This is a genomic window from Streptococcus oralis, from assembly GCF_021497885.1.
Classification (GTDB): Bacteria; Bacillota; Bacilli; order Lactobacillales; family Streptococcaceae; genus Streptococcus; species Streptococcus oralis_BQ.
The window spans coordinates 707,981-728,806 of record NZ_CP046523.1; the positions used below are offsets into that span (position 1 = coordinate 707,981).

At 40.6% G+C, this 20,826-nt stretch carries 16 protein-coding genes; 15 read left to right on the forward strand and 1 reads right to left on the reverse strand.

Features of this window, described 5'->3' with window-relative positions:
* The first annotated feature begins 87 nt into the window (after positions 1-87).
* From aroA to GOM48_RS03600, 9 genes are all read left to right on the forward strand, one after another.
* On the forward strand, positions 88-1,371 hold the full coding sequence (aroA, locus tag GOM48_RS03560) for a 3-phosphoshikimate 1-carboxyvinyltransferase (protein ID WP_235098410.1): 1,284 nt from the start codon (positions 88-90) through the stop codon (positions 1,369-1,371).
* Positions 1,364-1,840 carry a shikimate kinase gene (locus GOM48_RS03565; RefSeq protein ID WP_235098412.1) on the forward strand — a complete coding sequence of 159 codons (477 nt, stop codon included), beginning with the start codon at positions 1,364-1,366 and terminating at the stop codon, positions 1,838-1,840. The genes aroA and GOM48_RS03565 overlap by 8 nt, the downstream gene beginning before the upstream one ends.
* Positions 1,837-2,685: a prephenate dehydratase gene (gene pheA / locus GOM48_RS03570; protein WP_235098414.1), complete on the forward strand. Its 849-nt coding sequence runs from the start codon at positions 1,837-1,839 to the stop codon at positions 2,683-2,685. Before GOM48_RS03565 ends, pheA begins: the two co-directional genes overlap by 4 nt.
* Positions 2,682-3,962, forward strand: a complete 1,281-nt coding sequence (locus GOM48_RS03575) for an LCP family protein (protein WP_235098416.1) — start codon at positions 2,682-2,684, stop codon at positions 3,960-3,962. The genes pheA and GOM48_RS03575 overlap by 4 nt, the downstream gene beginning before the upstream one ends.
* 146 nt (positions 3,963-4,108) lie before the next feature.
* Entirely contained in the window at positions 4,109-4,945 is an 837-nt protein-coding gene (locus GOM48_RS03580; protein WP_235098418.1) for a LicD family protein, read from the forward strand.
* On the forward strand, positions 4,942-5,910 hold the full coding sequence (locus tag GOM48_RS03585; protein WP_235098420.1) for a glycosyltransferase family 2 protein: 969 nt from the start codon (positions 4,942-4,944) through the stop codon (positions 5,908-5,910). The genes GOM48_RS03580 and GOM48_RS03585 overlap by 4 nt, the downstream gene beginning before the upstream one ends.
* A 21-nt stretch (positions 5,911-5,931) precedes the next feature.
* Entirely contained in the window at positions 5,932-8,091 is a 2,160-nt protein-coding gene (locus tag GOM48_RS03590; RefSeq protein ID WP_235098422.1) for a LicD family protein, read from the forward strand.
* A gap of 57 nt (positions 8,092-8,148) precedes the next feature.
* The gene (locus GOM48_RS03595) at positions 8,149-8,961 is read left to right on the forward strand and encodes a LicD family protein (protein ID WP_235098424.1); all 813 of its coding nucleotides are present in this window, start codon (positions 8,149-8,151) and stop codon (positions 8,959-8,961) included.
* Positions 8,962-8,997: 36 nt separating this feature from the next.
* A complete protein-coding gene (locus tag GOM48_RS03600; RefSeq protein ID WP_235098426.1) occupies positions 8,998-11,523 on the forward strand; it encodes an MBL fold metallo-hydrolase in 2,526 nt (841 codons plus the stop codon).
* Between the two features lie 45 nt (positions 11,524-11,568).
* Here GOM48_RS03600 and GOM48_RS03605 read toward each other — a convergent pair whose 3' ends face one another.
* Positions 11,569-13,047 (reverse strand): oligosaccharide flippase family protein, encoded by a 1,479-nt coding sequence (locus tag GOM48_RS03605; RefSeq protein ID WP_235098427.1) that lies wholly within the window; start codon positions 13,045-13,047, stop codon positions 11,569-11,571.
* A 122-nt stretch (positions 13,048-13,169) separates the two neighbouring features.
* Between GOM48_RS03605 and mecA the strand changes: the two genes are divergently transcribed.
* The 6 genes from mecA to GOM48_RS03635 all read left to right on the forward strand — a co-directional run bounded on the left by mecA (position 13,170) and on the right by GOM48_RS03635 (position 20,785).
* The gene (mecA, locus tag GOM48_RS03610) at positions 13,170-13,910 is read left to right on the forward strand and encodes an adaptor protein MecA (RefSeq protein ID WP_235098430.1); all 741 of its coding nucleotides are present in this window, start codon (positions 13,170-13,172) and stop codon (positions 13,908-13,910) included.
* A 147-nt stretch (positions 13,911-14,057) separates the two neighbouring features.
* Entirely contained in the window at positions 14,058-15,344 is a 1,287-nt protein-coding gene (locus GOM48_RS03615; RefSeq protein ID WP_235098432.1) for a homoserine dehydrogenase, read from the forward strand.
* 1 nt (position 15,345) lies between these two features.
* Positions 15,346-16,215, forward strand: a complete 870-nt coding sequence (gene thrB / locus GOM48_RS03620) for a homoserine kinase (RefSeq protein WP_235098434.1) — start codon at positions 15,346-15,348, stop codon at positions 16,213-16,215.
* 99 nt (positions 16,216-16,314) lie between these two features.
* Positions 16,315-17,253, forward strand: coding sequence for a peptide-methionine (R)-S-oxide reductase MsrB (gene msrB / locus GOM48_RS03625; RefSeq protein ID WP_235098436.1), 939 nt, complete (start codon positions 16,315-16,317; stop codon positions 17,251-17,253).
* Between the two features lie 57 nt (positions 17,254-17,310).
* Entirely contained in the window at positions 17,311-19,035 is a 1,725-nt protein-coding gene (locus GOM48_RS03630) for an ABC transporter ATP-binding protein (protein ID WP_235098438.1), read from the forward strand.
* A 1-nt stretch (position 19,036) separates the two neighbouring features.
* Complete coding sequence (locus GOM48_RS03635) at positions 19,037-20,785, forward strand: ABC transporter ATP-binding protein (protein ID WP_235098440.1); 1,749 nt, start codon at positions 19,037-19,039, stop codon at positions 20,783-20,785.
* Positions 20,786-20,826: the final 41 nt, after the last annotated feature.

A 20,826-nucleotide genomic window follows, 5' to 3' on the forward strand; every position in this document is an offset into this window, starting at 1 on the left:
TTTATCTGTATAAAAGCCAGAAATTTCAGGAATTTCTGGCTTTTTTGTGATAAAATAAGAAAAAGTATTGCAAGTATGAGGTCAACTATGAAACTAAAAACAAACATTCGCCACTTACATGGCAGTATCCGGGTTCCAGGTGACAAGTCTATTAGCCACCGTTCGATTATTTTTGGAAGTTTGGCTGAGGGCGAGACTAAGGTTTATGATATTCTGCGTGGAGAGGATGTGCTCTCAACCATGCAGGTTTTTCGTGACCTTGGTGTAGAGATTGAGGATAAAGACGGTGTCATTACTATTCAAGGTGTTGGAATGGATGGCTTAAAAGCTCCGCAGAACGCCTTGAACATGGGGAATTCTGGCACCTCGATTCGCCTGATCTCGGGTGTCCTTGCTGGTGCAGACTTCGAAGTAGAGATGTTTGGAGATGATAGTCTTTCTAAACGCCCTATGGATCGCGTGACAATTCCACTGAAAAAAATGGGTGTCAGCATTTCAGGGCAAACAGAGCGAGACCTGCCCCCTCTTCGCTTAAAAGGGACGAAAAATTTAAGACCGATTCATTATGAGTTGCCAATCGCCTCTGCCCAAGTCAAGTCCGCCTTGATGTTTGCAGCCTTACAGGCTCAGGGGGAGTCCGTTATTATCGAGAAAGAATGTACTCGTAACCACACCGAAGATATGCTTCAGCAATTTGGTGGTCATTTAAGTGTGGATGGCAAGAAAATTACAGTCCAAGGACCACAAAAACTTACCGGACAAAAGGTAGTTGTGCCAGGAGATATTTCCAGTGCAGCCTTTTGGTTGGTCGCAGGTTTGATTGTGCCAGATTCTCGTGTGGTGCTGCAGAATGTGGGCATCAATGAAACGCGTACTGGTATTATTGATGTCATTCGTGCCATGGGAGGAAAACTAGAAATAACTGAAATTGATCCAATCGCTAAATCAGCAACCCTGACTGTCGAATCTTCAGACCTGAAAGGAACAGAGATTGGTGGAGCCTTGATTCCCCGCTTGATTGATGAATTGCCTATTATTGCCCTTCTAGCGACACAAGCGCAAGGTGTAACGGTCATTAAGGATGCTGAGGAACTCAAGGTTAAGGAAACCGATCGCATTCAGGTGGTGGCAGATGCCCTAAATAGCATGGGAGCGGATATCACCCCCACAGCAGATGGGATGATTATCAAAGGGAAATCAAGACTTCATGGCGCTAGAGTTAATACGTTTGGTGACCATCGAATCGGAATGATGACTTCCATTGCAGCCCTCTTAGTAACAGATGGAGAAGTGGAACTTGACCGTGCAGAAGCCATCAATACCAGCTATCCTAGCTTCTTTGATGATTTGGAGACCTTGATTCATGGCTAAGGTATTACTCGGATTTATGGGGGCAGGCAAGTCGACAATCGCTAGAGGATTGGACCCAGACTACATCGATATGGATACTTTAATCGAGGAACGTTTGGGCATGTCCATTGCGAATTTTTTCGCTGAAAAGGGAGAAGAGGCCTTTCGTCAAGTAGAGTCAGAAGTCCTAGCTGACTTATTAAAAACAGATCACGTTGTGTCAACTGGCGGAGGAGTTGTCATTTCTCAGAAAAATCGCGACTTGCTCAAAACCAATCCTGATAACATCTATCTAAAAGCCGATTTTGAAACTCTCTACCAACGTATCGCAGCTGATAAGGACAATCAGCGCCCGCTTTTTCTTAACAAAAGCAAGGAAGAACTAGCAGCTATTTTCCATGAAAGACAAGCTTGGTATGAGGAAGTAGCCAGTCAAGTTCTGGATGTGACCAAGTTAAGTCCAGAGGAAATTATAGAGGAACTGAGATGAAAATTGCCTATCTAGGTCCCAAGGGATCTTTTTCGCATCATGTTGTGCAGACAGCTTTTCCCAAAGAGCAATTGCAGGCTTTTGCCAATATCACAGATGTCATCAAGGCCTATGAACAGGGCTTGGTGGACTATTCTGTGGTGCCAGTTGAAAATTCTATTGAGGGTAGCGTTCATGAAAGTTTGGATTATCTTTTTCATCAGGCTCGCATCCAAGCAGTTGCAGAAATCGTTCAGCCCATTCACCAGCAGTTGATGGTGGTTCCAGGTCAGTCAAAAATTGAGAAAATTTTTTCTCATCCTCAGGCTCTGGCTCAAGGAAAGAAATTCATCGACAAACACTATCCAGAAGCCAAAATTGAGGTAACAGCCAGTACCGCCTATGCGGCCCGCTTTATCTCGGAACATCCAGACCAGCCTTATGCAGCTATTGCTCCTAGAACTTCAGCTGAAGAATATGGATTGGAGCTGATAGCAGAAGATATCCAAGAAATGGAAGCCAATTTCACGCGTTTTTGGGTGTTAGGGGCAGAGATACCGAAGATTCCTTTGAACTCACAAGCTGAAAAAATGAGTTTGGCCTTGACCTTACCAGACAACTTACCTGGTGCTCTTTACAAGGCACTTTCGACCTTTGCTTGGAGAGGGATTGATTTAACAAAGATTGAAAGTCGCCCTCTTAAAACAGCCTTGGGTGAATACTTTTTCATTATCGATGTAGACTATAGTGACAAAGAACTGTTTCATTTTGCCAGACAAGAACTAGAAGCTATTGGAATCCAACATAAGATACTGGGAACTTACCCGATTTTTACCATAACTGATTTAGAAAAGGAGAGTCAATGAGCAAAGAAAATCCTTTAAGTCATCACGAGCAGTTACGTTATGACTATCTCTTCAAGAATATTCATTATCTAAATGACCGTGAACGGAGGGAGTTTGACTATCTGAAAAGAAAAATGGACGGTGGATTTCCCTCTAATGAAGGTGAAAGGGAAAAAAATTTAGGGAAGGATATTGGGATTCCACAGTATTCCAATCAAAGTCGCTCGAATAGACATCAGAAATTTCCCTCTCTTCCAAAAGTGAAAAAGAAGAAACCAAGAAAATTTTTCAAACGACTTCTAATTTGGCTTTTACTGTTGATAACCTGTGTGGCTGCGGGCATGATTATTATGTTCCTTCGCGGTTTCCAGTCAGCAACTTCTACCAATAAGTCAGCTGATGCAAAAGCAGCTCAAGTAGAGGTCTTTAATGGTCAGGATACTAAAGATGGGGTGAATATCCTAGTCATGGGGACAGATGGTCGGATTGGTCAAAATAGTGCAGAAACTCGCACAGACACGATTATGGTGTTGAATGTTAGTGGTTCGGATAAGAAAATCAAGCTAGTCAGCTTCATGCGTGACAACCTAGTCTATATTGATGGCTACAGCCAGATTGTGAATGGCAAGAAACAAACGGATAATAAACTAAATGTTGCCTATGAACTTGGGGAACAAGAAGGGCAAAAAGGGGCAGAAATGGTCCGCAAGGTTCTAAAAGATAATTTTGATTTGGACATTAAGTACTATGCCCTAGTAGATTTCCAAGCCTTTGCAACTGCTATTGATACGCTATTTCCTGATGGAGTGACTATAGACGCTAAGTTTTCAACGTTAAATGGCCAGCCTCTAACAGAAGCTACAGTTGGAGATGACCTTCATGCAACAGAAACGGAATCACCAACTCAAACGATTCGTGCTGGCAAGCAACAAATGAATGGCTCAACCTTGCTTAACTATGCCCGTTTCCGTGACGATGATGAAGGAGACTATGGTCGTACCAAACGTCAGCAGCAAGTCATGTCAGCTGTTCTTGAGCAAATCAAAGATCCAACCAAACTCTTTACAGGATCAGAAGCACTTGGAAAAGTTTTTGGAATGACTTCAACCAATCTACCTTATACTTTCCTACTGACTAATGGTTTGTCAGTTATCGAAGGCGCACAGAATGGTATCGAAAGACTCACAGTGCCAGAACTTGGCGATTGGGTGGATGCTTATGATGTCTACGGAGGACAAGGTCTACTTGTCGACCAGAACAAATACCGGACTAAACTCGCCCAGATGGGCTTGAGATAAGATGTAAATAAATGAAAATCAAAGCTTCATTCACCAGTAAAATGGTGGATTGGGCTTTGATTTTTTACGGTATCTGATGGATTTTTAAGGCTTTTTTATGGTATAATAAAACGATATAACTCGTTATTGGACAGAAGAGGAGAGACATGAGTGATTTGAAAGCGATTCAGGCTCGTAGTCTGGAAATGGCTGAATATTTCGTCGCATTTTGTAAAGAACATAATTTGTTGTGCTATCTCTGTGGTGGAGGAGCGATTGGTGCCCTTCGTAATAAGGGCTTCATTCCTTGGGATGATGACCTAGATTTTTTCATGCCTCGCAAGGACTATGAAAAATTAGCAGAACTATGGCCTCGTTATGCAGATGAGCGTTATTTCTTGTCAAAGAGTCACAAGGATTTTGTAGACCGTAACCTTTTTATTACCATTCGTGATAAGGAAACGACCTGTATCAAGCCTTATCAACAGGATTTGGACTTGCCTCATGGATTGGCTTTGGATGTTTTGCCTTTAGATTATTATCCTAAAAATTCATCTGAGCGCAAGAAACAAGTTCGTTGGGCCTTAATCTATTCACTCTTTTGCGCCCAAACTGTCCCAGAAAAGCATGGTGCAGTTATGAAATGGGGAAGTCGTATTTTACTCGGTTTAACTCCTAAGTCTCTACGCTATCGCATTTGGAAAAAAGCTGAAAAAGAAATGACTAAGTATAGTCTGACTGAGAGCGATGGAATCACGGAATTATGCTCAGGTCCCGGCTACATGCGAAACAAGTACCCAATCGCTTCCTTTGAAGACAATCTCTTCTTGCCATTTGAAGGAACAGAGATGCCTATTCCAGTTGGCTATGATGCCTATCTCAGCACTGCTTTTGGGGATTATATGACGCCACCACCAGCAGACAAGCAGGTACCGCATCATGATGCCATTATAGCAGACATGGACAAGAGTTACACAGAGTATAAGGGAGAATATGGGGCATGATGGGAGAAAAAATTAGCGTTATTGTTCCAGTCTACAATGTAGAAGCCTATCTGGAGCGATGTGTAGAGTCGATTCTTCAACAAACTTATGCCAATTTTGAACTAATTCTGATCAATGATGGTTCTACTGATTCCAGTGGACTGATCTGTGATCACTTAGCATCTCAGTATGAGAATATCAAGGTTTATCATATCGAAAATGCTGGAGTTTCAAATGCTAGAAATATGGGAATTCAGCTGGCGACTGGTGCTTGGATTACCTTTATTGATAGCGATGATTTCGTTACCCAGGATTACCTAGCTACTTTAGCTAGTGCAGTTGAGGGGGAAAATATAGGCTTTGTAATTGCTCCTCTGCACCATATTAAAAATGGCATTGTAACAGACCTACCTCCACATTCTGGAAAAACAGAACTCTGGTCAACAGAAGAAACCATGAAGGAACTACTGATGACTACCAGAACATCATTTTTTCCAGTTGCAAAACTGTTTAAGAGAGACCTGCTTGCGGATGAAAAGTTTAATACAAATTATCACCTAGCTGAAGATGCCTTATTTTTAACTGAATTGCTACTAAAGACAAGATGCAGTAGCGTATTTATTGATAAACCTGTTTATTATTATGATCATCGTGAGGGAAGTGCAACAACATCTGTTAACCAGCATGTATTTGACACGATAGAAGTTTATCAGCAAATAATTGCTCAAGTTTCACAAGCTTTTCCTGATTTAAAACCTGAATTAAAAAATAGAGAATGTTGGTCGTACATCACAGTTTACGATAAAATTATCTTTACTTCACGTGAAGAGTATCAAAAGGAGAAAGCCGAGCTGAGGACTTGGATTGTTCAGCACCGACGCGAAATATGGAAGGATGCTTATTTCACTACTTTTCGCAAGGTAGCGATCCTTTCACTTGTCATTTCTCCATGGCTATATAAGAAAATTGTTGGATTAAAAAACTAATATCATGAGAAGGAGTTGAAAATGAATTTTTCAAAAATGGATGAATACTTTGAAAAATCAAAACTATGGATTGCATATCTGTTTGTTTTCATTTCGATTTTAAGTATGAGTTCACTGGTTTATAAGATAGCAAATCCCCTCTATAAGGGATTGTCAGCGATTGTAGTGCTTTATATTTGCTACACATTGTTGTTTAAGTGGAAACAGATTACAGTAGATCGAAAATTTTTGGCCTTATTTGGCTTGTTATCTGGGAGCCACCTACTATCGGCAGTATTCAATCGCTCCGGACATTTGATTGGGAATGTGATTGAAATCCTCTTCATGGTAACCTATGTTTTATTATTTACCATGTTACAATCAGGGCAACTTAAAAAATTATTTGACTGGATTGCTTATACGGTTCAAATTGTATCTTTTTCTTCCGCAATTTTTGCGTTTGGTTTATTAGTAAGTAGAGTCCTTATCCTATTTAAAATTGGCGAGCAATCTTATTATTATGGTGTCATGAATGGACGTCTATGGGGAATTGTTAATCCTAATGCTAGTGCGATATTTTCATACATTAGCATTATTTTGGCCATGTATTTGATCCATAAAGGAAGTAAATATTCTGTTTATCTTAAACTGAACAATGTGATTCAGTTAGTTTACTTCGCTACAATGCAAAGTCGGGGAGCCTTACTTTCTTTACTTCTCATGATTGGACTCTATAGTTTCTTTGCTACTAGAGGAAGTATCCTTAAACGATTCCTCACTTTTATAGTTGCTGGTTTGCTTATTACTGCAACTAATATTGGATTGAGCTATGTAACCTCAATCTATATCGCATCTGAAACTGCGACTGTTTTTGACTTAAACAAAGGACAGTCCTACGCTGAGACAGATTCGTCTGTTACCAAGAAGAATGGTGAACTCCATCTGATTGAAACAACACCAAGTGGTAGAACCTATATCTGGAAAAATGCTATCAAGATGGGAAGTGCCAAACCAATTTTTGGTTATGGTGTACGGAATGTTCCAGATTACTATACAGAATATTTCAGTAAATTTGAGATTCAAAACTCCCTTATTGGTGGGAATTTCCATAATATTTTTGTGACCATATTTGTCAGTTCGGGAGTTCTAGGCTTGGTATCCTTCCTTCTTATATTGGGTTATGTCATCAAGCGCTTTTTAACGTATTTGATTGTGTCCAAGAAAAATACTGATAAATTGATTATGATCCTTTTCTTTGGTATCTTGTTTGGTCAATTATTTGAGAGTCAGATTATGTATTCAACCAACTTTATTAATATCATCTTCTGGTTAGCAATTGGCTATGGACTCGTAGTCTGCAAACGGGATGAAGGAGTTCGGTACCAAGAAGTAACAGATATCAGTGAAATTCAACAGATGGAACTTGGAATCATGGAATATATTCATGAAGTTTGTCAGAAAATTGGGGTCAAGTATTTCTTAGCATATGGAAGTCTAATTGGTGCTGTTCGCCATCAAGGTTTTATCCCTTGGGATGATGATATGGATATCTGCATGCTAAGAGAAGATTATGAGAAGTTGCAAGATTACCTTATCGCTAACCCTGATGAACGTTACGAGGTTATGTCTTATAAAAATAATCTCAACTATGTCTATCCTTTTATGAAAGTGCAGGATAACCATACCTACTTGCTCGAAGAAGATGTACGAATTGATTCCAATATGGGAATTTATGTGGATATTTTCCCTGTAGATGGTTATGAAGATGATGCAGATTTTAAAAACAAAATGACAAAACTCATAAAGAAACGTCAATTGAGTTGTTACACTTTTAAAGGAATTACTAATACAAAAAGTCTACTGAATTCTTTGATCCGTTATATCTCTGTTGTCATTTTCTATTTCACAAGTACGAATAAGTATGTTGAGCAAATTGATGAGCTTGCTAAAACTAGAGCAGTTGCTGACTACGAGCAAGTTGACTATTTGATTTACAAGGATATGAATAAGCCAGTTTGGAAACGTGAGTGGTTAGAACAAGTGATTGTGGGAACATTTGAAGGTAAGGAATTTATGATTCCAAAACACTACCATGAAATTTTGACCTCTGACTATGGGCATTACATGCAATTGCCCCCTCTTGAACAGAGAGTATCTCACCATGATTTTAAACTGTGGAAAATCACTAAAAGTTCTAATTAAGCAAATCGCAGTTAGAAATCGTTTAAAGAATTAGTCGAAATTAGGAGAATAAAACGTATGTCTGAGAGAGTTTTAAGTCTTGAAGAAATAAAACAAGTGGAGTTGGATATTTTAAAGTATCTACATGAACTATGTGAAAAGCATCAGATTAAATATTTTATTGATTTTGGAACCTTACTAGGAGCTGTCCGCCATAAAGGATTTATCCCTTGGGATGATGATACGGATATTTCTTTGGCGCGAGATGAATTTGAAAAGCTTTATAAGGTTTTAAAAAATGAGAATCATCCCTACTACAAATTGATTTCATTTAGGGAGACAAAAGGCTATCCTTACAGTTATCTACGTGTTCATGACATTAGAACACGTAGAGATGCCAATCTTCTGGACCCGACAGTCGTATTGGGAACTTGCGTTGACATTTTTCCATACGATGGTGTCGTGACGGAGGAAAGTGATTGTAAGAAAATGAAGCTCTACAAACATTTCATCCGCCTTTCTTCTCTGAATTTCAAAGGAATTAAATCAGAAAATGGAGGGATAAAAAATCTGCCTCGCTATATTGGATCGGCTATTTTTCGCCTAAGTTCTCCACAAACTTGGAATCAAAAATTAGAGAATCTTGCTTTGAAATATAGTGTAAATCAAGCTACAGATCTTACCTGTACGATATTTGATCCAAGTTTTCCAGAGGGAATCAAAAAAGAATGGCTCTATGATCTGATTGATATGCCATACGAAAACATCGTAGTGAAAGCTCCGAGAAAATACCATGAAATTCTTGTCTACGAATTTGGAGCAGATTATATGACTCCACCGCCTGTTGAACAACAGATTCCAGGAACTGATAAGAATTATTGGATTGATTAGTAAGAGATTGTTTTCATCGAGAAAGGAGTATTCAAGATGAAGAATAAAAAATTAGTTAAATCAGTCAGTTATAGTTTATTTGCTTTCCTTTTTGTGTTGATTGGTTTATCACAACAAGTTAATGCAGACACCATTACTGCTGGTTCAGGCAATCGTATCCATTTCATAAATACTAAAGCAAAATCTGGGAGTGATGCTATCCTTCTGGAAAGCAATGGTCATTATGCCTTGATTGATATGGGGGAAGATTATGACTTTCCTGATGGGAGTGATCCACGCTATCCAAGTCGTTGGGGAATTTCCATGAGAAATTATCAAGTCTTGGAAGACCGTTTGATTCGCCATCTTGATCAGATTGGTGTTAAAAAACTGGATTTTATTATTGGAACCCATGTACATAGTGACCATATCGGTGGAGCAGATGAGATACTTAACCGTTATCAAGTTGGTAAGTTTTATTTAAAAAAATATTCAGATGACCGGATTACCTCACACTGGGGACTCTGGGATAATCTTTTCAATTATGATAATGCTTTGAGAGCCGCACAAAAACGAGGGGTTACTCTTATTCAGAATATTACAGACGAGGATAGTCACTTTAAATTAGGTGATATGGATATCAAACTCTATAATTATAAAAATGAATATGATGCTGAGGGGAATCTGAAAAAAGTTCTAGATGATAACTCCAACTCTATCGTTTCAGTGGTGACTGTGGCAGGAAAGAGAATCTATCTTGGTGGAGATTTGGATAATGCCGAAGGAGCGGAAGATAAGTTAGGTCCTGTTATCGGCAAGGTTGATATGATGAAATGGAACCATCATTATGATGCGACAATTTCAAATACGATTAATTTTCTTGAAAACCTATCTCCAAAGATGATTATTCAAACAACTGGTGGTGATATTAATGTTGCTTCAACCAGAGAATATCTCCAAAAGAAAAATATTCAAGTTCTCAGAGCTTCTAGTCAAACTCAGGATGCAACTGTTTTTGATATTAGTGATAGCGGATTTGCTAATGTTTCTAATCTCTTCCCTGACATCCCTGTAGTTGACGAAAAATGGTATCAAGAAGGTGGCTACTGGAAATATCGTTTAGCAGATGGAGAAATGGCTATCGGTTGGAAAGAGATTGGCGGAGCCACTTACTTCTTTAATGGAAAAGGGCAAATGCAAGCAGGACGCTGGCTTCACCTTAATGATGATTGGGGAGAAAATGCTAAGGGGAATGATTACTATCTCAACTCAAATGGCAAAATGCAAACAGGCGGTTGGTTCAAGCTGGATGGCTCTTGGTATTATATCCAATCAAATGGCGCTAGACGATTTAGTGAACTTTCTGAAATTGGAGGGAAGAAATATCTCTTTGCAGCAGATGGAAAGATGCTAACAGGACATCAAGTCTATAATGGTAAGAAGATGTTCTTTAGCGAAAGTGGTGCACTCCAAACAGCAGGTAAGCCTTCAACTTGGCAAAAGATTGATTCAGATTGGTATTTCTATGATGAGGATGGGCTAAAGACCGTTGGTAAAAAGAATATCAATGGAAGCACATACTACTTTAATCAAGAAGGTGTCATGCAAACTGGCTGGGCCTTTGTTGATGGTCACTGGAACTATTTTGCAAGTTCTGGAGCTATGAAAACTGGTTGGGTCAAGGATCAGGATACTTGGTATTATCTGGACAAAGATGGTATCATGCTCACTGGAAAACAAGATATAAATGGTACTCGTTACTACTTGAATGCTAGTGGTGCCATGCAAACAGGCTGGAAATGGCTAGAGAACAATTGGTATTACTATGCGAACTCAGGAGCTATGAAAACAGGCTGGATTAAGGATAATGAGAAATGGTATTATCTAAATCAAGATGGTATTATGCAGACTGGGAAACAAGAAATCAACGGTACGCGTTACTATTTGAATACCAGCGGTGCCATGCAAACAGGCTGGCAGTGGCTTGATAAACACTGGCATTACTACGCTGACTCAGGAGCTATGAAAACTGGTTGGGTCAAGGATCAAGGAACATGGTATTATCTTGAAGATCAGGAAGGTATCATGCTGGTCGGTTTCCAACAAGTAGATGGTAAGCAGTATTACTTTAGTGCATCAGGAGCTATGCAAACAGGCTGGAAATGGTTTGATAATCATTATCGTTACTTTGAAGCAAATGGAGCTATGAAAACAGGTTGGATAAAGGATAAAGGAATCTGGTATTATCTCAATCCTGAAGATGGCATCATGTTGGTTGGCCTTCATAAAGTAAATGGTGATCATTATTACTTTGATGAATCAGGAGCTATGCAGACCGGTTGGAAACGAATTGACGGTAATTGGTACTATTTCCAAACAGATGGTTCCTTGTTGAAAAATGCCACCACACCGGATGGTTATAAGGTAAACGAGGAAGGCATTTGGAGACAGGCTGTTGCTGCTGTCAATGACGAAGCAGATCAGTCAGAAAAGAAACAAGAAGCTAATTCCTCTATTGTTGAACAACCTAAACAAGATTCAAATCTAGAAGCCAACGCTTCTGACAAGAAAGAAAAAGAATAAAGAAGAAATCCCCTACTGGCAATTAATTTATCAGTAGGGGATTTTTTAATTTCGTTTTAATTTAGCAAGTACAAGGTTCAGTGCATAGTGTAATGTTTTGTCTTTGGCGATAAAAAGCGTCAAGAGATAGTAGATTCCACAAGTAGCTATGGTAGAAAGAACCATGAGGATCATGTTGAGGTTCACTGTATAGGAACTGATTTGGAAAATCATCTTGAAAATATAGAAGATCGGGATAAATCCAAGGGATATGAGACCATAACGTGTTAAGGTCATAAAAATTTCTTTTAAACTAATCAGTTGATGTTTCTTGATAAAATGAATTTCAAGTAAAACGACGATGGCTTCTGCAATAATGGTAGTAGCAATATAATACTCAGGGGCAAAAATATTATTGATATACAAGATACAGTTGAAGAGGAGATTTGCTCCACCACCAGCAAAGTAGAAAGCAGTCAAGCGGTTCTCGTGGTCATTGATAAAGATAATTTGCTTACCAAGAATCAATTCAATAGCCCAGATAATGGTTCGAAAGGCGAAGACGCTGGTCACGATACCTGCCTCAAGATACTTTTCAGAAGAGTAGATAACCGTTGCGTACTTTCCCAAAATCATAATTCCGAAACTAGTTGGAATCATGAGAAAATAGAATAATGATGCCGCTTGATTTACAAGATAATTATAAGAATTGTAATCCTTTTTCCCAAGGTAGTAGCCGAGACGTGGAATGCTGACACTGATAGCTCCACTTAAGACACCTGCAATCAGCATAACGATGCTATAGGCAATTGTATAATAAGAAATGTAGTTTTCATCCGGTCCCTTGGTGATAAACATTCTATCGAGTAAGGTGTAGAGCATATTAGCATTTGCCAAGAGAAGCATAGTAAAGAGTGGTTTAGAAGCTTTAGCTAATTCGACGAATCCAATTTTAACAAAAGAAACTTCTCTCTTAATCCAAAGAAAACTAAGGAGGTAGTTGAGGATAGTGGTCGCAGTCATGACGATAGCATAAGGAACGATATCATCAGCAGTTTTGACAAAGGCAAAGATGGCGACCAGCATGGTAATCCGAATAATCAATGTCTTGTAAAGGATAAAGGCATAGTTTTCATAAGCTTCGTTCATCCATTCGATATTGAGGAATTGGAAGAGAGCCTGGGCCCCTAGGATGTAGTAGAGGACTTTCATGTTCTCAATGCTGGTGTCAAAGAAGATGAAGAGGAAGTAGATACCAGTCGTCAGGAGAGAGGTGAAAACCGAGATATAAAACAACTTAGAAAAAACGTAGTTGATTTTATTCTTGTCATCCTTGACCTTACTGATAGCTCGAATCCCGTAGTTGTAAATACCAAAGGCAGCTAGTGGAATAACAAAGCTAGCCCAGGTATTGGCGGTATTGAAATAACCGTAGTTGGATTTGCTGAGGATTCGCGTCAGATAAGGGTTGGTTATCAGAGGAAAAACGATATTGAGAATATTGACCAGCAAGCTAGCCAATGCATTAACTTTTATATTTTTCATTGAACTTTCTTTCTTAAATCTAAAATCATATCTAGTATTATATCACATTCCAGCTTCATTCTTTTGATAAAATCGTAAAAATCTAGTATAATAGATAGACTGAAAGTAAGAGGTTACTAGATATGAAGATGAAACAAATTAGTGATACAACACTGAAAATCACGATGACTTTAGATGATTTGATGGATCGAGGAATGGAGATTGCAGACTTTCTCGTTCCTCAGGAAAAAACCGAAGAGTTTTTCTATGCTATTTTAGATGAACTGGAAATGCCAGACAATTTCTTGGATAGTGGCATGCTGAGTTTTCGTGTGACGCCAAAACCAGATAAGGTTGATGTCTTTGTGACCAAGTCCAAGATTGACCAGAATCTGGATTTTGAAGATTTGGCGGATTTACCAGACATGGAAGAATTGGCCAAAATGTCTCCGGATGAATTTCTCAAAACGCTAGAAAAGAGTATCGCAGAGAAAACCAAGGATGATATTGAGGCTATTCAATCCCTAGAACAGGTAGAAGCTAAGGAAGAAGAGCAAGAGCAGACAGAAAAGGAGTCGGAGAATAAGAAAGAACCTTATATCTACTATATCCTGCGTTTCGTGAATCTTGCAGACCTAGTGGCTTTTGCTAAAACAGTGACTTTTGAGATGGAAACATCTGAACTCTATAAGATGAATGGACACTATTATTTAACAATCTTAGTCGATGTAGAAAATCATCCAAGTCCATATCCGGCTTGGCTCTTGGCTCGTATGCGTGAATTTGCAGACGACAGTGACATCAGTCGTTCAGTCTTGCAAGAGTATGGGCAAATCTTGATCAATCACGATGCAGTTCTCGGTCTGCAAAAGATTCATTCATAATTTTTAAAATTAATTTTCATTTATCAAGAAAGGCGAATCACATGATTCGTTTTTTCTTTTCTATCTATAAATAGTGGTTCTATTGGATAGGAATTTTCACAAAATTCTGTTATAATGGCTATATCAGAAAATTTCTAGGAGACAAACATGACAGTTAAAATTGCTTTACTTGGATTTGGTACCGTTGCAAGTGGCGTGCCATTCCTCCTAAAGGAAAATGAAGAAAAAATCGTTCAGTCAGCTCATTCAGAGATTGAAGTAGCCAAGGTATTGGTCAAGGATGAAGATGAAAAGAACCGCTTGCTTGCAGCAGGAAATGACTTTAACTTTGTAACCAATGTAGATGATATTTTATCAGACAAGGACATTACTATTGTAGTGGAATTGATGGGGCGTATCGAACCAGCTAAAACCTTTATCACTCGTGCCTTAGAAGCTGGGAAACACGTTGTTACTGCTAACAAGGACCTTTTGGCTGTCCATGGTGCAGAATTGCTAGAAATCGCTAAAGAGCATAAGGTAGCACTTTACTACGAAGCAGCAGTAGCTGGCGGGATTCCAATTCTTCGTACTTTGGCAAATTCATTGGCTTCTGATAAAATCACGCGCGTTCTTGGTGTCGTTAACGGAACTTCTAACTTCATGATGACCAAGATGGTCGAAGAAGGCTGGTCTTATGACGATGCTCTGGCTGAAGCTCAAAGACTAGGATTTGCAGAAAGCGACCCTACAAATGACGTTGATGGGATTGATGCAGCCTACAAGATGGTGATTTTGAGCCAGTTTGCTTTTGGGATGAAGGTTGCTTTTGACGATGTAGCCCACAAGGGAATCCGTAACATCACACCAGAAGACGTAGCTGTAGCCCAAGACCTTGGCTATGTAGTGAAATTGGTTGGTTCTATCGAGGAAACTCCTTCAGGTATTGCTGCAGAAGTGACTCCAACCTTCCTACCTAAAGCGCACCCACTTGCCAGTGTGAATGGGGTAATGAACGCAGTCTTTGTGGAGTCTATCGGTATTGGTGAGTCTATGTATTACGGACCAGGTGCGGGTCAAAAACCAACTGCAACAAGTGTTGTAGCAGACATTGTCCGTATCGTTCGTCGCTTGAATGATGGTACCATTGGTAAAGACTTCAACGAATACAGCCGTGACTTGGTCTTGGCTAATCCAGAAGATGTCAAAGCTAATTACTACTTCTCAATCTTGGCTCCAGACTCAAAAGGTCAGGTCTTGAAATTAGCTGAGATTTTCAACGCTCAAGATATTTCCTTCAAGCAAATCCTCCAAGATGGTAAAGAGGGTGACAAGGCGCGTGTAGTGATTATCACTCATAAGATTAATAAAGCACAACTTGAGAATGTTTCAGAAGAGTTGGCCAAAGCTTCAGAATTTGACCTCTTGAATACCTTCAAGGTGTTAGGAGAATAAGATGAAGATTATTGTACCTGCAACCAGTGCCAATATCGGGCCAGGTTTTGATTCGGTCGGTGTAGCTGTAACCAAGTATCTTCAAATTGAGGTCTGTGAAGAACGGGATGAGTGGCTGATTGAACACCAGATTGGCAAATGGATTCCCCATGACGAGCGTAATCTTTTGCTTAAGATTGCCTTGCAAATTGCGCCTGACTTGCAACCGAGACGCTTGAAAATGACCAGTGATGTTCCCTTGGCGCGTGGTTTGGGTTCTTCTAGCTCGGTTATCGTTGCTGGAATTGAACTGGCTAACCAACTGGGCAATCTCAACTTATCTAACCACGACAAATTGCAGCTGGCGTCCAAGATTGAAGGACATCCTGACAATGTGGCTCCAGCAATTTACGGTAATCTCGTTATTGCAAGTTCTGTTGAAGGAAATGTTTCAGCGATTGTGGCTGACTTCCCAGAGTGTGATTTTCTAGCTTATATTCCCAACTATGAATTACGCACTCGAGACAGTCGTGGTGTCCTACCTAAAAAATTGTCCTACAAGGAAGCTGTTGCAGCTAGTTCCATTGCCAATGTGGCGGTTGCAGCCTTGTTGGCAGGAGACATGGTGACTGCTGGTCAAGCGATTGAGGGAGATCTCTTCCACGAGCGCTATCGTCAAAGTCTGGTCCGTGAATTTGCGACGATTAAGCAAGTAGCCAAAGAGAATGATGCCTATGCAACCTATCTCTCTGGTGCCGGACCAACAGTTATGGTCTTGGCTTCTCATGACAAGATGCCAAAGATTAAAGCTGAATTGCAAAACCAACCTTTCAAAGGCAAACTGCATGATTTGAAAGTTGATACGCAAGGTGTCCGTGTCGAAATAAAGTAAAGAACAGAAGATAGGATGGGGAAACTCTTGACCAGAGGGCTTCCTATCCTTTTTTTGAAAAGAAGTCTAGTTAAAGAACTTGATAAAGGAGAAACGAAGATGGCAGAAATTTATCTAGCAGGTGGTTGTTTTTGGGGCCTAGAGGAGTATTTTTCACGAATTTCTGGAGTGCTAGCGACCAGTGTTGGCTACGCTAATGGGCAAGTCGAAACGACCAATTACCAGCTACTCAAGGAAACAGACCATGCAGAGACTGTTCAAGTGATTTATGAAGAGAATACAGTATCACTAAGAGAGATTTTACTTTATTATTTCCGTGTCATTGATCCCTTATCAATCAATCAACAAGGAAATGACCGTGGTCGCCAATATCGAACGGGGATCTATTATCAGGATGAAGCAGACTTGCCTGCTATCTACACAGTGGTGCAGGAGCAGGAGCGTATGCTGGGTCGAAAGATTGCAGTAGAAGTGGAGAAACTTCGCCACTACATTTTAGCTGAAGACTACCATCAAGACTATCTCAAGAAAAATCCTTCCGGTTATTGTCATATCGATGTGACCGATGCTGAGAAGCCATTGATTGACGCATCTAACTATGAAAAGCCTAGTCAAGAGGTGTTAAGGAAAAGTTTATCTGAAGAGTCTTACCGTGTTACACAAGAAGCTGCTACAGAGGCTCCATTTAGCAATGCCTATGACCAAACCTTTGAAGAAGGGATTTATGTAGACATCACGACGGGTGAGCCACTCTTTTTCGCCAAGGATAAGTTTGCCTCAGGTTGTGGTTGGCCAAGTTTTAGCCGTCCGATTTCTAAGGAATTGATTCACTACTACAAGGACCTGAGTCATGGAATGGAGCGAATCGAGGTTCGTTCTCGGTCAGGAAATGCTCACTTGGGTCATGTCTTCACAGATGGACCTCGGGAGTTAGGTGGACTCCGTTACTGTATCAATTCTGCATCCTTGCGCTTTGTAGCAAAGGATGAGATGGAAAAAGCAGGATATGGATATCTATTGCCTTACTTAAACAAATAAAACTGAGGGTGGGGCTTCCCACTTTCTTCATTTCCAGAATAAGAATAGAAGGGACTTATGAAACACTTACTATCTTACTTCAAACCCTATATCAAAGAATCCATTTTGGCACCCTTGTTTAAGCTACTAGAAGCTGTTTTTGAGCTCTTGGTTCCCATGGTGATTGCTGGAATTGTTGACCACTCCTTGCCTCAGAGAGATCAAGGGTATCTATGGATGCAGATTGGCCTGCTCCTTATCTTTGCAGTGATTGGTGTTTTAGTGGCCCTGGTAGCCCAGTTTTACTCAGCTAAGGCTGCGGTAGGATTTGCCAGAGAGTTAACAGATGACTTATATCGGCACGTTTTATCTTTGCCCAAAGAGAGCAGGGATCGTTTGACAACTTCTAGCTTGGTTACTCGCTTGACTTCGGATACCTACCAGATTCAGATTGGTATCAATCAATTCCTGCGTCTCTTTTTGCGAGCTCCTATTATCGTTTTTGGTGCCATCTTTATGGCCTATCGCATCTCAGCTGAGCTGACTTTCTGGTTCTTGGTCATGGTTGTCATTTTGACCATTGTCATTGTAGGGCTCTCACGACTGGTCAATCCTCTCTACAGTGGTCTCAGAAAGAAAACAGACCAACTAGTTCAAGAAACACGCCAGCAATTACAAGGAATGCGGGTTATTCGTGCCTTTGGACAAGAAAAACGAGAATTACAGATTTTTCAAACCCTTAACCAGGTCTATGCCAGTTTGCAAGAGAAAACAGGTTTCTGGTCTAGTTTATTAACACCCCTGACCTATCTGATTGTTAATGGAACCCTCCTCGTTATCATCTGGCAGGGCTATATTTCGATTCAAGGAGGTTTACTCAGCCAAGGTGCTCTTATTGCCCTTATCAACTACCTCTTGCAGATCTTGGTGGAATTGGTCAAGCTAGCTATGCTGATAAATTCTCTCAATCAGTCCTATATCTCAGCTAAGCGAATCGAGGAAGTCTTTGCTCAAGCTCCAGAAAACATCCATTCAGAGTTAGAAGAAAAGCAAGCTTCCAGTAATCAGGTTTTACAAGTTCAAGAACTGACCTTTACCTATCCTGATGCAGCCCAGCCTTCTTTGAGAGACATTTCCTTTGATATGACTCAAGGGCAAATCCTTGGTATCATTGGGGGAACGGGTTCTGGTAAATCAAGCTTGGTACAAGTCTTACTTGGACTTTATCCAGCAGATAGGGGAAGCATTTCCCTTTATCGAGATGGATCTAGTCCTCGTAATTTGGAGGAATGGCGGTCTTGGATTGCCTATGTGCCTCAAAAAGTAGAACTCTTTAAGGGGAGCATTCGTGCCAACTTGACTCTTGGTTTAGATCAAGAACTATCTGACCAAGAACTCTGGCAGGCCTTGGAAATTGCCCAAGCAAAGGATTTTGTCAATGAAAAGGAAGGACTTTTGGATGCCCTAGTTGAGGCAGGAGGACGAAATTTCTCAGGCGGACAAAAACAAAGGCTGTCTATCGCTCGAGCAGTCTTGCGCCGAGCTCCGTTTCTCATCTTAGATGATGCAACCTCGGCCCTTGACACCATTACCGAGTCTAAGCTCTTGAAAGCTATCCGCGAAAACTTACCAAACACGAGCTTAATCTTGGTTTCTCAAAGAACCTCGACTTTACAGATGGCGGACCAGATTCTCCTCTTGGAAAAAGGTGAGCTCCTAGCTATCGGCAATCACGAGGACTTGATGAAGTCCAGTCAAGTCTATCGTGAAATCAATGCCTCCCAACATGGAAAGGAGGACTAGCATGAGAAGACAAACTGCAAACCAGACGCTCACGCGTTTGGCTAAAGACCTTGTAAACCATCCTTTCCTCCTTTTCCTAGCCTTTCTAGGAACCATTGCTCAGGTTGCCTTATCGATCTACCTACCTATTCTGATTGGGCAGGTCATTGACCAGGTCCTAGTGGCTGGCTCTTCACCAGTTTTTTGGCAGATTTTCATTCAGATGATTTTGGTGGTCATAGGAAATACTCTGGTACAATGGGTAAATCCTCTTCTCTATAATCGCCTAATCTTCTCTTATACCAGAGACTTGCGAGAGCGAATCATCCATAAGCTCCATCGTTTACCGATTGCTTTTGTGGATCGGCAAGGCAGTGGGGAGATGGTCAGTCGTGTAACCACGGACATCGAACAGTTGGCAGCTGGCTTGACTATGATTTTTAACCAATTTTTCATTGGCGTCTTGATGATTTTGGTTAGTATTTTAGCCATGCTCCAAATTCATCTCCTCATGACCCTCTTGGTCTTGCTGTTGACGCCCCTATCCATGGTGATTTCACGCTTTATTGCCAAGAAATCCTATCATCTCTTCCAGAAGCAAACAGAGACAAGGGGGATTCAGACTCAGTTGATTGAAGAATCGCTTAGCCAGCAGACTATTATCCAGTCCTTCAATGCTCAAACAGAGTTTATCCAAAGACTGCATGAGGCGAATACCAACTACGCAAGTTATTCTCAGTCAGCCATCTTTTATTCTTCAACGGTTAATCCTTCGACTCGCTTTGTGAATGCACTCATCTATGCTCTTCTTGCTGGAGTAGGAGCTTATCGTATCATGATGGGATCCACCTTGACCATCGGACGTTTAGTGACTTTTTTGAACTATGTCCAACAGTACACCAAGCCCTTTAATGATATTTCTTCAGTTCTAGCCGAGTTGCAAAGTGCTCTCGCCTGCGCAGAGCGTGTCTATGCTGTCTTAGAAAGTCCTGAGGTTGTTGAAACAGGTAAGGAAATCTTGACCAGTGACCAAGTACAGGGAGCCATTTCCTTTAAGCATGTTTCTTTTGGCTACAATCCTGAAAGGATCTTGATTAAGGATTTGTCTATCGATATCCCAGCTGGTAGCAAGGTAGCCATCGTTGGTCCGACAGGTGCTGGTAAGTCAACTCTCATCAATCTCCTCATGCGTTTTTATCCTATTAACTCGGGAGATATCTTGTTAGATGGGCAATCCATTTATGATTATACCCGAGCATCATTGAGACAGCAGTTTGGAATGGTGCTCCAAGAAACCTGGCTCAAGCAAGGAACTATTCATGATAATATTGCCTTTGGAAATCCTGATGCCAGTCGGGAACAAGTGATTGCTGCTGCAAAAGCAGCTAACGCAGACTTTTTCATCCAACAGTTGCCACAGGGATACGATACCAAGTTGGAAAATGCAGGAGAATCTCTCTCTGTTGGTCAAGCCCAGCTCTTGACCATCGCCCGAGTCTTTCTAGCTATTCCCAAGATTCTTATCTTAGATGAGGCGACTTCCTCCATCGATACACGGACAGAGGTACTAGTTCAGGATGCCTTTGCCAAACTGATGAAGGGGCGCACAAGCTTTATCATTGCTCACCGTTTGTCAACCATTCAGGATGCGGATTTGATTCTTGTCTTGGTAGATGGTGATATTGTGGAGCATGGCAATCATCAGAACCTCATGGCAAGAAAGGGTAAGTATTACCAAATGCAAAAAGCAGCAGCTTTTAGTTCCGAATAATCCTTTCTATTTTGCAGTATTATGGACAAAAAAAGTTGCCT

What these genes read in the sequence shown, in the direction of transcription:
- aroA (WP_235098410.1), top strand. Translation starts at nt 88, where the DNA reads ATGAAACTAAAAACAAACATTCGCCACTTACATGGCAGTATCCGGGTT.
- GOM48_RS03565 (WP_235098412.1), top strand. Translation starts at nt 1,364, where the DNA reads ATGGCTAAGGTATTACTCGGATTTATGGGGGCAGGCAAGTCGACAATC.
- pheA (WP_235098414.1), top strand. Translation starts at nt 1,837, where the DNA reads ATGAAAATTGCCTATCTAGGTCCCAAGGGATCTTTTTCGCATCATGTT.
- GOM48_RS03575 (WP_235098416.1), top strand. Translation starts at nt 2,682, where the DNA reads ATGAGCAAAGAAAATCCTTTAAGTCATCACGAGCAGTTACGTTATGAC.
- GOM48_RS03580 (WP_235098418.1), top strand. Translation starts at nt 4,109, where the DNA reads ATGAGTGATTTGAAAGCGATTCAGGCTCGTAGTCTGGAAATGGCTGAA.
- GOM48_RS03585 (WP_235098420.1), top strand. Translation starts at nt 4,942, where the DNA reads ATGATGGGAGAAAAAATTAGCGTTATTGTTCCAGTCTACAATGTAGAA.
- GOM48_RS03590 (WP_235098422.1), top strand. Translation starts at nt 5,932, where the DNA reads ATGAATTTTTCAAAAATGGATGAATACTTTGAAAAATCAAAACTATGG.
- GOM48_RS03595 (WP_235098424.1), top strand. Translation starts at nt 8,149, where the DNA reads ATGTCTGAGAGAGTTTTAAGTCTTGAAGAAATAAAACAAGTGGAGTTG.
- GOM48_RS03600 (WP_235098426.1), top strand. Translation starts at nt 8,998, where the DNA reads ATGAAGAATAAAAAATTAGTTAAATCAGTCAGTTATAGTTTATTTGCT.
- GOM48_RS03605 (WP_235098427.1), bottom strand. Translation starts at nt 13,047, where the DNA reads ATGAAAAATATAAAAGTTAATGCATTGGCTAGCTTGCTGGTCAATATT.
- mecA (WP_235098430.1), top strand. Translation starts at nt 13,170, where the DNA reads ATGAAGATGAAACAAATTAGTGATACAACACTGAAAATCACGATGACT.
- GOM48_RS03615 (WP_235098432.1), top strand. Translation starts at nt 14,058, where the DNA reads ATGACAGTTAAAATTGCTTTACTTGGATTTGGTACCGTTGCAAGTGGC.
- thrB (WP_235098434.1), top strand. Translation starts at nt 15,346, where the DNA reads ATGAAGATTATTGTACCTGCAACCAGTGCCAATATCGGGCCAGGTTTT.
- msrB (WP_235098436.1), top strand. Translation starts at nt 16,315, where the DNA reads ATGGCAGAAATTTATCTAGCAGGTGGTTGTTTTTGGGGCCTAGAGGAG.
- GOM48_RS03630 (WP_235098438.1), top strand. Translation starts at nt 17,311, where the DNA reads ATGAAACACTTACTATCTTACTTCAAACCCTATATCAAAGAATCCATT.
- GOM48_RS03635 (WP_235098440.1), top strand. Translation starts at nt 19,037, where the DNA reads ATGAGAAGACAAACTGCAAACCAGACGCTCACGCGTTTGGCTAAAGAC.